Genomic DNA, 13911 nt, shown 5'->3' with positions numbered 1-13911 from the left:
CGGGATCGGGTGTGCGCGAACCACTCTGCCAGAGGGATGATGGACGGCGATGACCGAGCCAGCACCTCTGCAGACCTTCTACGACGCCGTCGGTGGCCACGAGACCTTCGTGGCTCTGGTTCGCCGGTTCTACGAGGGCGTGGCCTCCGACCCCCCGCTGCGCGCCCTCTACCCCGAGGAGGACCTGACCGACGCCGAGACGCGGTTCCGGATGTTCCTCGAGCAGTACTGGGGCGGCCCGACCACGTACAGCGAGCAGCGCGGCCACCCCCGGCTGCGGATGCGGCACATGCCCTTCGAGGTGACGCTGGACATGCGGGACCGCTGGCTGCGGCACATGCGGGACGCAGTCGACTCCCTCGACCAGCTGGCGCCGGCGCAGGCCACCGAGCTGTGGAGCTATCTCGAGCGCGCGGCGCACTCGATGGTCAACTCCCTCGACGGGCCGGCCGGCGCGGCCCGGGGTCTGCAGCTCTAGGGCGCCCCGCTAGCGGCGGTCGACCCCCGGGTAGACGACCGGCTTGAGACTGTTCGGGTCGCTGCGGGAGGCCGTGAGCGCCTCGGTGACCTGCTCGATCCCGAAGCGTCCGGTGACCAGGGAGTCCAGGTCCACGGCGCCGCTCGCGGCCAGCGCGATCGCCGCCGGGTAGCAGTTGGCGTAGCGGAACACCCCGGTCACCACCAGCTCACGCACCTGGATGGTGGCCACCGGGAGCGACATGTCGGAGGCACCCATGCCGACCATGACGATCCGGGCCGCGGGCGCGGCGACCGCGAAGGCGGCCTGGACGGCCGGCGTCGCGCCGCTGCACTCCAGGATCACGTCGACGGGGTCGACCTGCTCCACCAGCGGGCCGGCCATCGCGTTCACGGCGGCGTTCGCACCCCGCTGCAGCGCCACCTCGAGCCGGTGGTCGTTGGTGTCGCTGACCCCGACCCACGTGGCCCCCCGGGCGCGGGCGACGTCGGCGCAGAGCAGCCCGACCGGCCCCGCCCCGGTGACCAGCACCCGGTCCCCCGGCTCGATCGCGGCCTTCCGCGCCGCCCAGACGGCCACCGACAGTGGCTCGATCAGCGCGGCGGCCTCGTCGGAGAGGCTGTCGGGCACCGGGTGCGCCCGGATGCTGTCGAGCACCACGTACTGCGCGAAGGCACCGTCGACCGGCGGGGTGGCGAAGAACACGACGTCGGGGCAGAGGTTGTAGCGGCCGGCCAGGCACTGGGTGCAGCGGCCGCACGTCTCCTGCGGCTCCATCGCGACCCGCTGGCCGACCGTCCGGTCGGTGACCGCCTCGCCGACGGCCCGGACGGTGCCCGAACCCTCGTGACCGAGGACGAGCGGCTCCCGGACCACGAAGTCGGCGATCCGGCCGTGCTCGAAGTAGTGCACGTCCGAGCCGCAGATGCCGACCGCGGCCACCTCGACCAGCACCTGGTTCGGGCCTGGCTGCGGCACGGGCGCCTGCTGTACGGCGATCTCGTGCTCGCGCAGCAGGACGGCTCTGGTCTGGTCACTCGGCGTCGAGGTGATGGTCATGTCGGCAGCCTAGTGAGGGTCACCGACATCCGGGACCGCCCACCGAGCCAGGGCCGCCCGCTCCTCCCCCGCCAGCGGTGAGCGGCCGACGACGACGGTCCGCGCGGTGGCGAAGACCATCCCGTCGTCCGGGTCGCGGATCTCGGCGGCGAGGGTGAACGAGCGGCGGCCGAGCGCGGTGACGCAGGTCCGGACCTCGTACGGCGCGGGCCGGAAGTCGACCGGCCGCCGGTACTCCAGGTCCTGTCGGGCCACCACCCACCTGTCCTCGGGGCGCCAGTGCAGCGTGGCCACCATCACCGCGATCCGCGCCTCCTGGATGTAGTCGTAGAACTTCACGTTGTTGACGTGGCCGTAGGAGTCGAGGTCGGACCAGCGCACGGCCAACCGGTAGCGGTGCGCCGGCTCGGCCACCGGCACCCGGGCCAGCTCGCGCAGGGGGACGGCGGCGTCCATCGCCGCGGTCAGGCAGCGGCGCTCGACCTCGTTCAGCCGTCGGAGCGCGCCCGCCGCCAGGTCGAACGGCGTGGCCGTCGTCCGGGCGCGGGCCGCCAGCACGTCCCCGTCCCAGACCTCGTACCCGATGGCGAAGCGGCTGGCCCCGACCTCGTCCACCCACAGCTCGAGCCGGAGCGGCCGCTCGGAGAAGACCACCGGCGCGAGGTACTCGACCTGGTGACCGACCACCAGCACGCCGGTCTCCAGCAGCTGCCCCATCTCGGGCGGGCCGCTCAGCAGGAAGTCGACCCGACCCTCCTGCAGGTAGTCCAGGAACGCCGCGTTGTTGACGTGGCCCTGGGCGTCCATGTCGCCCCAGCGCATCGGGCAGGAGTAGTGGTGCCGGGTCACGCCCGCATCTTTTCAGACGACCCCGCCTCTCAGACGGCCCGCAGCCTGCTGATCATCACTAGAAGGCGGTGAGGCCGTTCGGCGTGCCGAGACCGGTCGGACCGTCCCAGCCGGACCGGGCGGTGCACCAGATGGTGGTCGAGCAGCTGCCGTTGCTGCCGCTGGTCACGTCGTTCAGCGCGCTGGCGTGGCTCCAGGTGTAGGAGGCCGGGTAGCCGCTGGTCCGGCCGCTGAGGGCGTAGACGCTGCCGATGATCGGCGCCGACGCGCTGGTCCCGCCGAAGACCAGCCAGCCCGAGACGCCCTGGTAGGCGTAGGAGTCGTAGACGGCGACGCCGGTGTTGGGGTCGGCGACCGCGGAGACGTCGGCGTTGGCCTTGCGGCTGCACGCGGTCACGCTGGTCTGCCAGCTCGGCTTGGTGTTGATGGTCGAGCAGCCCGAGCCGGCCCCGCTCCAGGCGGTCTCGGTCCAGCCGCGGGTCGTGCTCGACTTCTTCAGCGACGTGCCGCCGACCGCGACCACGGTCTGGTACGAGGCCGGCGACTCGACCCCGTAGCCGGCGTCACCGGTGGAGGCGACCACCGCGATCCCGGGGTGGTCGTAGGCGCTGGAGGCGGAGCTGTCGCTGCCGCCGTAGCTGTTGCTGATGGCTTTCGCGCCCAGGGTGGCGGCCCGGTTGACCGCGGTCCCGAGGTTCGCGAACGACGCGCTGGAGGCCTCGACGAGCAGGATCTTGCAGCTCGGGCACGCGGCAGAGGCCATGTCGAGGTCGAGCGAGATCTCCTGCGCCCAGCCCCCGTTCGCCTTCGGCGGGGTGGTGCCGCCGTTCTGGTTCACCTTGCGGAAGCAGCCGTTGGCCGTGGTACACGCCGGGAGCCCGTATTGCTTGCGGTAGACCGCGAGGTCGGCCTCGGCCTTCGGGTCGTCGTAGGCGTCCACGATGGCCACCGTCGGGCCGGCCGGCGTCGCCGTCGTGGCGGCGGGCAGCTTGTACGCGGACTGGATGTCCGCCGGAGCGAGACCGCTCGGGGCCGCGGCCGCCGCGGCTGTCCGGCTCTGGTGGACGACCTGGCCCGCGGTGTCGATCGCGTCCCGACGGATCGCGAGGCAGCCGGCCCTGCCCGGCCCGGCGGTGGCGCAGACCGAGACGTTCCGGTGGCTGGTCCCCTTCGCCGTCGGGGCGGCGTCGGCCCGCGGCACGAGCGCGAGCGGCAGCAGCAGGGCGGCCGCGGCGACGGCGAGGGCAGGGGTGCGACGAAGGCGCATGGGGTGGCTCCGGGTGAGGTGGGGGGTGGTCACGGCCGAGCCCTGCCGACCCTAGAGGTCGATAGCCCGTCTTCGCAACGGGGTCCACCGACTCCTCAGAGCCGTCGGGTCTCGAGCCGGGTCTCGACGGCCGCACCCCCGCCCGCCCCGCCCCCGCCTGCCCCGCCCTCGACCGGCCCGGCCTCCACCCGGTAGGCGGCCTTGCCGTCCTCCTCGCTGACCGCCTCGACGAACTCGGTCCCGCGGTAGAGGACCCCCACCCCGTCGTCGGTGGCGTAGCCGGCGGGCAGCACGCCCCGCCCGACCAGGCTCTGGAACAGCGGCCGCCGCCTCGCCTCGGAGTCGTAGTGCACGCCGTTGGAGAACGGGAGGAATGCCAGGCCGTCGGTGACCGGACGCAGGTCCGGGCCGAAGGAGTCGGTGGTGCCGCCGACGTGCCAGCAGATGGACCCGGCCGAGATGCCCGTCAGCACGACACCGGCCTGCCAGGCCGTGCGCAGCGAGGCGTCGTAGCCGTGCAGCCGCCACATCGCCAGCAGCCCGGCGACGCTGCCGCCCATCACGAAGACGAGGTCCTGCTCGAGCAGGTGAGCAGTCGCGTCCTCGACGTTGGGCATCGGGAACGACGCCAGGTGCGAGGACTGCAGGCCGCGGAGCTGGGCGGCCTCGTGCAGCCAGCCCAGCACGGCCGGGTTGTCCCCCGACGCCGTGGCCAGAAAGCAGATCCGCGGCGCCCGGCCCGACACCCCGGTCAGGTCGAGCGCGTACTCGGTCAGCGGACCCAGCGCGTAGCGGGTGCGGCGGCCCTCGACGAGCCCGCCGGAGGTGGCCAGGATCGTCGGGGCGTCGGCGCTCACAGGACCGATCCTAGGGTTCTCCGGCCCGACGGCGGAGGACCTGGTGGTGGTGCTCACCCGACGGTGCCGGTCGCCTCCGGCTTCGAGACCCGCAACTCGGGCAAAGACGAGGATCAACGCCCAGGAACCACTGGACCGGGCACCAAGGATGGGTCTAGCCTTCCAACACACAACCAACCGGCTATTTCTGCCAGATGATCGGTCATGGCGAGCCTGCCTCTGCCTCGCAGAGATCGACAGCCCGACCGCAGATCAACGCACCACGGTCGTCTCGATCGTCGCTGCCCAACCGAGGAGGTCCATCCACTCATGCGTTCAACGCTCAGAACGGCCGGCATTGCCAGCTGCGTCCTACTGGTGGCTGCCACTGCCGCGTGCAGTGGTGCCGGCGGCGGTAACACCGGCGGCGGTGGGGGCGGCGGCAGCTCTGACCACTCGATCAACGTGTTGATGGTCAACAACCCGCAGATGTTGGCCCTGCAGAAGCACATCGGTGACTTCGAGAAGGAGTCCGGGGTCACGGTCAACTTCACCGTGAAGCCGGAGAACGACATGCGCAACCAGGCAGCGCAGGAGTTCGCCAACCAGTCGGGCCAGTTCGACGTGGCGACCCTGAGCAACTTCGAGATCCCGTTCTACTCCAAGAACGGCTGGCTGACCCCCCTGGACGAGATCGCCGCGTACAAGTCCGACACCGCCTTCAACCAGGCGGACATCTTTCCGGCGATGACCGCCTCGCTCAAGGGACCGGACGGCAAGCTCTACGGAGAGCCGTTCTACGGCGAGTCCTCGTTCTTGATGTACCGCAAGGACATCGCCGCGAAGTCGGGCGTGAAGTTCAGCGAGACGCCGACGTGGGACGAGGTGGCCGCGGCCGCAGCGAAGATGGACGGCGCGGAGCCGGGGATGAAGGGGATCTGCCTGCGTGGTCTGCCGGGCTGGGGTGAGGTGTTCGCACCGTTGACGACGGTGGTCAACACCTACGGCGGCACCTGGTTCGACAAGGACTGGAACGCCCAGGTCAACGCGCAGCCGTTCAAGGACGCCACCACCTTCTACACCGACCTGGTGAAGGCTCACGGCGAGGCGGGTGCGGCCCAGGCGGGGTTCGCCGAATGCCTGACCGCGACCGAGCAGAGCAAGGTCGCCATGTGGTACGACGCCACGTCTGCGGCCGGGTCGCTCGAAGGCCCTGACTCTCCGGTCAAGGGCAAGATGGGCTACGTCCAGGCCCCGGTGAAGGAGACCAAGTCCTCCGGCTGGCTGTACGCCTGGTCGTGGGCGATCGAGAAGAAGAGCCAGAAGGCCGACGACGCCTGGAAGTTCATCTCCTGGGCTTCCTCGCAGAAGTACGAGGAGCTGGTCGGGGCCCAGGACGGCTGGGCCACCGTGCCCGCTGGGAAGCGCGAGTCGACCTACCAGAACGCCGACTACATCAAAGCGGCCGCCGCGTTCGCCGATCCGACGAAGAAGGCCATCGAGGGCGCCGACCCGACGAACCCCGGCGTCCAGCCGCGGCCGACGGTCGGGATCCAGTTCGTCGACATCCCCGAGTTCACCGACTTCGCCACCAAGATCTCCCAGGACGTCTCCGGGGTGATCGCGGGCAAGAGGACCGTGGACGAGGCGCTCGACAGCGGCCAGAAGCTCGCGCAGGCGGCCGGGGACAAGTACAAGAACAAGTAGGCCGGAGACCGGGTGTGCCTGGGTACCCATCCGCTCAGGCACACCCACCCCGGAGCTGGCGCGCCGCCTCACCGACGTAGCCGGCCCGCCGGACGCCCCGCCCGGTCGGCGGCTGCTGTCGCCAGACCCGGTGGCTGGACCACCAGCCCAACCCGAAGTGCCGTCAGAGGAGACCGCCATGTCACGAGCCGCCACCATCGAACGACCACCGGCCACGCCCGAGCCTCCTCCCGATCCCGGGTTCGTCAGCCGGTGGACCGACGCCAAGGGGTGGGCCCGACGGGCGCCCCTGGTACCGGCACTCGCGTTCGTGGTGATCATCACCCAGCTCCCGTTCGTAGCGACGCTGGCCATCTCGTTCACGAACTGGAACGCGAACTACCCCGACGAGATCGCGTTCGGGACGCTGCACAACTTCGCCACCGTCTTCACCGATCCCAGCCTTCGCTCCAGCGTGTTCTTCACGATCCTGCTGACGGCGACCGTCGTGCTGGTCTCGCTCGCCTTCGGCCTGGGGATCTCACTCCTGCTCAACCGCAACTTCATCGGCCGCGGCATCGTCCGCACCATGATGATCGCGCCGTTCCTCGTCGTGCCGGTGGCAGCGGCCCTGCTGTGGAAGCACGCGATCTACAACCCGGAGTACGGTCTGCTCAACGGACTCCTGCACCAGTTCCTCGGGCCTGATGCCCCCCAGCCCGACTGGATCACCGACTTCCCGCGACTGGCGATCATGGGCGAGCTGGTCTGGCAGTGGACGCCGTTCATGACCCTGATCCTGCTGGCGGGTCTGCAGTCGCGCCCGGGGGACGTGCTCGAGGCCGCCTCCGTGGACGGTGCCGGCCCGTTCCAGACCTTCGCCAACATCACCTTCCCCCACATGCGTCGCTACCTGGAGCTCGGCGGCCTGCTCGGTTCGATCTACATCGTCCAGCAGTTCGACTCGGTCTTCACCATGACCGGCGGCGCCTACGGCACCGCCAACCTGCCCTACACGATCTACCAGACGCTCTACAACGCCCAGGACTACGGTCTGGCGTCCGCCCAGGGGGTCATCGTGGTGATCGGGACGATCATCATCGCCACCTTCGCCCTGCGCACCGTGTCCAGCCTGTTCGAGGAAGGTAACTGAGATGACGACCGCTCTGGCCCCCGCACCGACAGCCATCGCGAAGGCACGGCGGAAGTCCAACGCCCGCGCCCGCGGTCTCGGCTCCCGTCGCGGCAACACCGTCGCCGGCCTCGCCGCCTGGGTGATCGGGATCATCTTCGTCTTCCCCGTGGTCTGGATGCTGCTCACGAGCCTGCACAGCGAGACCAACGCGGCCACCAACCCGCCCAGCTTCTTCGCTCCCCTGACCCTCGACGGCTACCGCGAGTTCTTCGGCGCCTCCTCGGGAGCCAGTCCCTGGCCGCCGCTGATCAACTCGGCAACAGCGTCGATCGTGTCGACGATCGTGGTGATCGTCCTGGCGATCCCGGCCGCCTACGCGCTGTCGGTCCGGCCGGTGCAGAAGTGGACCGACGTCATGTTCTTCTTCCTCTCCACCAAGTTCCTGCCGGCCGTCGCCGGGCTGCTGCCGCTCTACATCATCGCCAAGACCCTGGGCCTGCTCGACAACATCAACTTCATCGTCATCCTCTACACCGCGATGAACATGCCGATCGCCGTCTGGATGATGCGGTCGTTCCTCGCCGACATCCCCGTCGAGCTCTTCGAGGCCGCCGCCATCGACGGCGCCGGGCTCATCCGCACCCTCCGCAGCGTCATCGTCCCGATCATCTCTCCCGGGATCGCCGCGACCGCCCTGATCTGCTTCATCTTCAGCTGGAACGAGCTGCTGCTGGCCAACACCCTCACCAGCATCGTCGCCCAGACCGCACCCGTCTTCCTGACCAGCTTCGTCACCTCCCAGGGCCTGTTCCTGGCCAAGGTGTGCGCCGCGGCCACCGCGGTCTCGCTCCCCGTGCTGATCGCCGGCTTCGCCGCCCAGGACAAACTCGTCCAAGGCCTCTCCCTGGGCGCGGTCAAGTAGCCGCCTCCGGCGCCCGGAGGCGGTCCGATGGGGTCGAACTCGGTGAGGGCTGCTGCACGTCACGGCGTGCTGCTGTCCCGGTTGAACCGCGATCGCCGCATCGTCGTCGCCGAGTCCGCCGATGTCCTCGGCGTCACCCAGGAGACCATCCGACGTGATCTACGGGCGCTCGAGGCAGCCGGGAGGCTCCACCGGGTCCACGGTGGGGCCATCCCCGTCGACTCGGCACCACCGAGCCCGGGGTTTCACCACCCCTCTCTCCTGACCGCCGAGGTGACCGAGTTCGGCAGGCGGGTCTGGGCCCGGTTGCCACGCACCGGCGCCATCACCCTCGGTACGGGACCCTTGATCCCCGCGGTGGCCCAGGCGGCCGTCCATGATCCGCCCGGCCCACCCGGACTCACCGTCGTCACGACGTCGCTCTACGCGGCGAACGACCTGTCACGGGGACCGTCGTCGCTGCGGGTGTACCTGGTCGGCGGGACGGTGTCTCCTTCGAGCGGCGGCCAGGAAGGTCAGTGGGCGCTCGAGGAGCTGGCGCGGTTCAGAGTCGACGTGGCCGTCGTCGAGACGTCGGGAATCAGCGTGGAGTCCGGACTGACCTCCGACACGACCGCCGCCGCCGCCGTGAACGCGGCCGTGGTGGCCACGGCCGGGCGCGTCGTGGTGGTCGTCGGGGCCGAGGGGGTCGGCCACTCCGCCTTCGTCCAGTTCGCCACCCTGGACCGAGTCGACCTGCTGATGGTCGCCGGCCAACCGTCGGCCGAGGGCCTGCAGTCGCTCCGCGCCGAGTCCATCCTCCCCGAGCTCGTGGTCACAGACGTGCTCGCCTAGGTGGCTAGTCGCCTGGAGCCGGTGCCGAGGACGTCGGTCGAGGATCTGCGGGCCGGTCGCGTCCTCAGAGCCAGCCGTTGCCCTCGGCGGTGATCACGGCCTCGGCCCGGTTGGTCGAGCCGGTCTTGCCGATCGCGGCCGAGAGGTGGTTGCGGACCGTCCCCTCGGAGAGGAAGAGCCGCCGCGCCATCACCGCCACCGGGGCCCCGTCGCGCGCCGCCAGCAGCACCTCGGTCTCGCGCGCGGTCAGTGGCGACTCCCCCGCGACCAGGCTGTCGGTGGCCAGCGCGGGGTCGACCACCCGCAGCCCCGCGTGCACCCGGCGGACGGCGTCGGCCAGCTGGGCGGCCGGGGTGTCCTTGACCACGAACCCCGAGGCACCGGCCTGCAGCGCGCGCCGGAGGTAGCCCGGCCGGCCGAAGGTGGTGACAATCAGCACCCGGGTCGCCGGGACGGCCATCCGCAGCCGCGCGGTGGCGGCGATCCCGTCCAGCCCGGGCATCTCGACGTCGAGCAGGGCCACGTCCGGCCGGTGCTCCAGCGCGGCCGCCACGACCTCCTCCCCCGAGCCCACCTGGGCCACCACCTCGAGATCGGACTCCAGCCCGAGCAGGGCGGCCAGGGCTCCGCGGACGAGGGCCTGGTCATCAGCCAGCAGCAGCCGGATCACGGCCGCACCACCCGCAGCGAGAAGCCGGGCTCGAGCGAGCGGGTGACCACGATGGCGCCGGCCGCGGCCGCCCGCTCGCGGAGCCCGGCCAGACCTGAGCCTCGTACCGGGCCAGGCGGCGAGCCGCGACCGTCATCGCGGATCTCGACGCTGGTCGGGGTGAGCAGCACCGAGCAGGAGCGGGCCCCGGCGTGCCGCACGACGTTGGTGACGCCCTCCCGGATCGTCCAGGCGAACAGCTCGCGCAGCTCGGTGGGCACCTCGTCCGCCGAGCCGGGGACCTGCGCCTGCACCCCGACGGTGTCCAGGACGGTGCGCGCCCGGGCGATCTCCCCGGGCAGGGTCAGCTCGCGGTATCCCTCCACCGCATGCCGGACGTCGGCCAGGGCGTCCCGGGAGAGGCGCTCCAGATCGGCCACCTCGGCCCGGGCACGTTCGGGGTCGACGTCCAGCAGCCGCTGGGCCAGCTCGGCCTTGACCGTGATCACGGTGAGCGAGTGGCCGAGGATGTCGTGCAGGTCGCGGGCGAAGCGGCTCCGCTCGTTCTCCACCGCCAGCGAGGCGTTGACCTGCTGGGCGCGAAGCAGGTCGATGTTGCGGCTCATCACCGCCCGCAGCCCGACGATGGCGAAAGACCCGGCGAGGACGGAGAAAGCGTTACCCACCTGACTGCCCCAGGGCTCGAGGGTGCCGGAGACCGCGACGCCCACCGTCAGCACCAGCACGATCGGACCCGCCAGCCGCAACGGGAAGACCATCACGCAGGCCACGCCGACGTAGACCGCACAGGTCATGCCCGCCTCACCCAGCAGCGCCACCACGAGCGAGCCGAGCACCACCAGGGCCGCGACGTAGCCGGCCGCCAGGACGACCGGCGGGTTCTTCACCAACCGGTGCCGCAGCTGACGGCCGTGCATCCAGAGCGACAGGTACACGGCCCCGAACGCCACGGTGGCCGCCATCGCCGCGACGCCGCGGGCCTCGGTGCGCAGGGCCCAGCCCGCCAGGAACGGCTCGAGCAGGAAGAACAGCCAGATGGCCGCGAAGAACGGGCCGATCCGGCTCGTCGCCGGGGGATCCGGCTGCACCGGCTGAGTCGCTCCCACCTCCCTCACGCTAGTGCTCACCTAGACCCGGGCCGTGTCCTTGCTCAGCCGCCAGGCCGCGCCGGCGACGAAGAGCGCGAACCAGACGACCGCGTTGACCACCGCCGTCCAGGGCAGGTCGTCGGTCAGCGGCCAGCGGCTGATCTCCGCCACCCCGAACATCGGCGTCCACTCCGCGACCCGGTAGATCGCGCTGCCGGCCGCCAGGGGGATGAAGACGTTGCCGAGGAAGGCGAAGAGGGCCAGGCCCGGGCCGAGGAACTGCATGGCGTTCTCCCCCGGGACGAGGTAACCGACGAAGACGCCGAGCGCGGCGAAGACCAACGTGCAGACGAGCGTGAGCAGGGCGCAGCCGATCCAGATGTGCAGCGGCATCGACGGGTGGCCCTGGACGATCCCGGCGAGGTTGACCACCGCGATGGCGATGGCCCCGAGCACGAGGGCCAGCAACGCCTTGATGCCGACGTACACGGCCGGCTTCAGCGGCGTCAGCCGCAGCTGACGCGACCAGCCCACGGCGCGTTCCATCGCCACCATGGCTCCGCCGCCGGCCGCGGTGACCGCCGCCCCGTAGAGGCCCATCGAGACCAGGATGTAGGCCGCGACGTTCCCGCGGCCGGCTTCGGCGTCCCAGCCGGCGCTGCCGCCGAAGGAGAAGAACAGGGCGGCCGGCAGCACGAGGGTGAAGATGACGGTGCGCCGGTTGCGCAGCATCCGGCGCAGCTCGATGCCCAGCACGGTCAGGCTGAAGCCACCGAGCCGGGGGACGCGGCGGACGGTCGGGTCGGCGGCGCTGGTGCTCGTGTTTCCGGTGCTACCGGTCGTGGTGGCATTCATGCTGCGTCCTCCAGGGTGGCGGTGCGGGGCTGGCCGGTGAGGCTGAGGAAGGCGTCCTCGAGCCCGTGCGAGGTGATCTCGAGCTCGCGGGCCGCCGTCTCGGTCAGCAGGTAGCGCGCGACGACGTCGCTGTCGAGGGCGTGCACGATCACGGTGTCGCCGCGGACCTCCACCCCGTCGACGCCGCCGAGGGCGGACAGGGCGGCGACGTCGGCGTCGGGCAGCAGGGCGCGGACCGTACGGCCCGAGGCCAGGGCGCGGATCTCCGAACCGGTGCCGTCGGCCACGATCCGGCCCTGGCTGATCAGCACGATCCGGTCGGCGTACTGGTCGGCCTCGTCGAGGTAGTGGGTGGCGAAGAGCACGGTCCGGCCGTGCTCGGCGTCGCCGCGGATGGCCGACCAGAAGGCGCGGCGACCCTCGACGTCCATCCCGGTGGTGGGTTCGTCCAGCAGCAGCAGGGCCGGGTCGGGGAGCAGGGCCATGGCGAAGCGGAGCCGCTGCTGCTCACCGCCCGAGCACTTGCGCACCTTGCGATCGGCGATCGCGGTGATGCCGGCACGGTCCATCACCTCCCCGACCGGCGTGGTGTCGGCGAACAGGCTGGCGGTGTAGCGCACCGTCTCCTTGACGGTGAGGTCCTTGAGCAGGCCGCCGGACTGCATCACCGCCGAGACCAGGCCGCGGGCGATGGCCTGCCGGGGCTGCAGGCCGAGCACGTCCACCTCGCCGCTGCTGGGGGCCGACAGCCCGAGGACCATGTCGATGGTCGTGGTCTTGCCGGCGCCGTTGGGTCCGAGGAAGGCGACGATCTCTCCCTGCTCGAGCTCGAGGTCGATGCCGCGGACGGCCTGGACGGCGCCAAAGCTCTTGGTCACGCGCTGAAGTCGGACGGCGGGGAGTCCGACGGCCGGGAGTCGACCAGCAGGAGGTCGGACGGCGGGTAGTCGGGCGGCGGCGAGGTCGGAAGCGGGCATGCCCTCAGCCTCGCCCTCGCGCCGGCCCCGCGCCTGCCCCGCTCGTCACGACCGCGGGGTGACGAATGTCAGGGCGGTAATCCGGGTGCGCCGGGCCTCGTTCGACGGCACGATGCCCAGATGGAGCTCCCGGCACCGCCCCCCGTTCCCCCGATCGCCCCCCTTCCCCCGACGGCCCCCCTTCCCTCGACCGCCCCCCTTCCCTCGACCGCCTGGGCATCGGTGTTCCCGCCGAAGCTGCGCCGTGGTGACACCGTGCGGGTGGTCGCCCCCTCCCGCAGCCGGTCGATGGTGACCGAGCACGACCACACGGCGCTGATCGAGCAGCGGTTCGCCGCCCTCGGGCTGAGGCTCACCTACGGCGCCCACGTGGACGAGCGCGACGACTTCGACTCGAGCCCGGTCGCCTCCCGCCTCGCCGACCTGCACGAGGCGTTCGCCGACCCCGACGTGGCGGCCATCATGACCGTGATCGGCGGCTTCAACTCCCATGAGCTGCTGCCGCACCTGGACTGGGCGCTGGTCGCGGCCCACCCCAAGGTCCTCTGCGGCTACTCCGACATCACAGCGCTGCAGAACGCGATCCTGGCCCGGACCGGCCTGGTCACCTACTCCGGCCCGCACTGGTCCACCTTCGGGATGCGCGACCACCTGCAGCAGACGCTGGACTGGTTCGAGGCCGCCCTCTTCAGCGACGAGCCCCTGGAGCTGACGGCGTCGTCGAGCTGGACCGACGACCTCTGGTTCCTGGACCAGGACGACCGGCACCCGCAGCCCAACGAGGGCTGGTGGGCGTTGCGCCCCGGTAGCGCCGCCGGCCGGATCGTGGGCGGCAACCTCTGCACCTTCAACCTGCTGCAGGGCGGTCCGTACCGGCCCTCGCTCGAGGGGGCGTTGCTCGTGGTCGAGGACGACGCGCTCACCTTCCCCGCGCAGCTCGCCCGCGACCTGACCTCGCTGCTCCAGCTGCCCGACGCCGCGGGCATCACCGGCGTGGTCGTCGGCCGCTTCCAGGGCGCCAGCGGCCTCACCCGGGACCTGCTCGCGCAGATCGTCGAGCGGGCCGGCCTGCCGTTCGGGGTGCCGGTGCTGGCCAACGTCGACGTCGGACACACCCACCCACTCATGACGCTGCCGATCGGCGGGCGCGCCGAGCTCGTCGTGGACGGCGGGCGGGCCCACTTCCGCCTGACACAGCACTGAGAATTGCCTGAGCGAATCCGTGGACGCGTCTGCCCGGTCGGACGAAGATGAG

At 71.3% G+C, this 13911-nt stretch carries 14 protein-coding genes; 6 read left to right on the top strand and 8 right to left on the bottom strand.

What is annotated here, in order from left to right; genetic code table 11:
• The first annotated feature begins 49 nt into the window (after positions 1 to 49).
• Positions 50 to 478, top strand: a complete 429-nt coding sequence (locus ACFE7W_RS06600; protein WP_375423954.1) for a globin — start codon at positions 50 to 52, stop codon at positions 476 to 478.
• A 9-nt stretch (positions 479 to 487) separates the two neighbouring features.
• Here ACFE7W_RS06600 and ACFE7W_RS06595 read toward each other — a convergent pair whose 3' ends face one another.
• The 4 genes from ACFE7W_RS06595 to ACFE7W_RS06580 all read right to left on the bottom strand — a co-directional run bounded on the left by ACFE7W_RS06595 (position 488) and on the right by ACFE7W_RS06580 (position 4510).
• A complete protein-coding gene (locus ACFE7W_RS06595; protein WP_375423953.1) occupies positions 488 to 1537 on the bottom strand; it encodes an NAD(P)-dependent alcohol dehydrogenase in 1050 nt (349 codons plus the stop codon).
• Positions 1538 to 1546: 9 nt separating this feature from the next.
• A complete protein-coding gene (locus ACFE7W_RS06590) occupies positions 1547 to 2386 on the bottom strand; it encodes an acyl-CoA thioesterase (RefSeq protein ID WP_375423952.1) in 840 nt (279 codons plus the stop codon).
• Between the two features lie 58 nt (positions 2387 to 2444).
• Positions 2445 to 3686, bottom strand: a complete 1242-nt coding sequence (locus ACFE7W_RS06585) for a hypothetical protein (RefSeq protein ID WP_375423951.1) — start codon at positions 3684 to 3686, stop codon at positions 2445 to 2447.
• Positions 3687 to 3748: 62 nt separating this feature from the next.
• Positions 3749 to 4510 carry a Type 1 glutamine amidotransferase-like domain-containing protein gene (locus ACFE7W_RS06580; RefSeq protein ID WP_375423950.1) on the bottom strand — a complete coding sequence of 254 codons (762 nt, stop codon included), beginning with the start codon at positions 4508 to 4510 and terminating at the stop codon, positions 3749 to 3751.
• Between the two features lie 357 nt (positions 4511 to 4867).
• Between ACFE7W_RS06580 and ACFE7W_RS06575 the strand changes: the two genes are divergently transcribed.
• From ACFE7W_RS06575 to ACFE7W_RS06560, 4 genes are all read left to right on the top strand, one after another.
• Positions 4868 to 6196, top strand: coding sequence for an extracellular solute-binding protein (locus ACFE7W_RS06575; protein WP_375423949.1), 1329 nt, complete (start codon positions 4868 to 4870; stop codon positions 6194 to 6196).
• A 178-nt stretch (positions 6197 to 6374) separates the two neighbouring features.
• Entirely contained in the window at positions 6375 to 7328 is a 954-nt protein-coding gene (locus ACFE7W_RS06570) for a carbohydrate ABC transporter permease (protein WP_375423948.1), read from the top strand.
• Position 7329: 1 nt separating this feature from the next.
• A complete protein-coding gene (locus ACFE7W_RS06565; protein WP_375423947.1) occupies positions 7330 to 8232 on the top strand; it encodes a carbohydrate ABC transporter permease in 903 nt (300 codons plus the stop codon).
• 42 nt (positions 8233 to 8274) lie between these two features.
• Positions 8275 to 9066 (top strand): DeoR/GlpR family DNA-binding transcription regulator, encoded by a 792-nt coding sequence (locus tag ACFE7W_RS06560; protein WP_375423946.1) that lies wholly within the window; start codon positions 8275 to 8277, stop codon positions 9064 to 9066.
• A gap of 64 nt (positions 9067 to 9130) precedes the next feature.
• On the opposite strand, the gene ACFE7W_RS06555 is transcribed toward ACFE7W_RS06560, so the two are convergent.
• From ACFE7W_RS06555 to ACFE7W_RS06540, 4 genes are read right to left on the bottom strand one after another with little or no spacing between them, the layout of a single operon-like run.
• The gene (locus ACFE7W_RS06555) at positions 9131 to 9736 is read right to left on the bottom strand and encodes a response regulator (RefSeq protein ID WP_375423945.1); all 606 of its coding nucleotides are present in this window, start codon (positions 9734 to 9736) and stop codon (positions 9131 to 9133) included.
• On the bottom strand, positions 9733 to 10842 hold the full coding sequence (locus ACFE7W_RS06550; RefSeq protein WP_375423944.1) for a sensor histidine kinase: 1110 nt from the start codon (positions 10840 to 10842) through the stop codon (positions 9733 to 9735). Before ACFE7W_RS06550 ends, ACFE7W_RS06555 begins: the two co-directional genes overlap by 4 nt.
• A 21-nt stretch (positions 10843 to 10863) precedes the next feature.
• On the bottom strand, positions 10864 to 11679 hold the full coding sequence (locus tag ACFE7W_RS06545; protein ID WP_375423943.1) for an ABC transporter permease: 816 nt from the start codon (positions 11677 to 11679) through the stop codon (positions 10864 to 10866).
• Positions 11676 to 12557: an ABC transporter ATP-binding protein gene (locus ACFE7W_RS06540; RefSeq protein WP_375423942.1), complete on the bottom strand. Its 882-nt coding sequence runs from the start codon at positions 12555 to 12557 to the stop codon at positions 11676 to 11678. The genes ACFE7W_RS06545 and ACFE7W_RS06540 overlap by 4 nt, the downstream gene beginning before the upstream one ends.
• 321 nt (positions 12558 to 12878) lie before the next feature.
• Between ACFE7W_RS06540 and ACFE7W_RS06535 the strand changes: the two genes are divergently transcribed.
• The gene (locus tag ACFE7W_RS06535; protein ID WP_375423941.1) at positions 12879 to 13859 is read left to right on the top strand and encodes a S66 peptidase family protein; all 981 of its coding nucleotides are present in this window, start codon (positions 12879 to 12881) and stop codon (positions 13857 to 13859) included.
• Positions 13860 to 13911: the final 52 nt, after the last annotated feature.

It is taken from the genome of uncultured Friedmanniella sp. (assembly GCF_964244285.1).
Classification (GTDB): Bacteria; Actinomycetota; Actinomycetes; order Propionibacteriales; family Propionibacteriaceae; genus Microlunatus.
The sequence above is the reverse complement of the archived record's forward strand: the minus strand, read 5'-3'. Positions and strand labels throughout refer to the sequence as shown.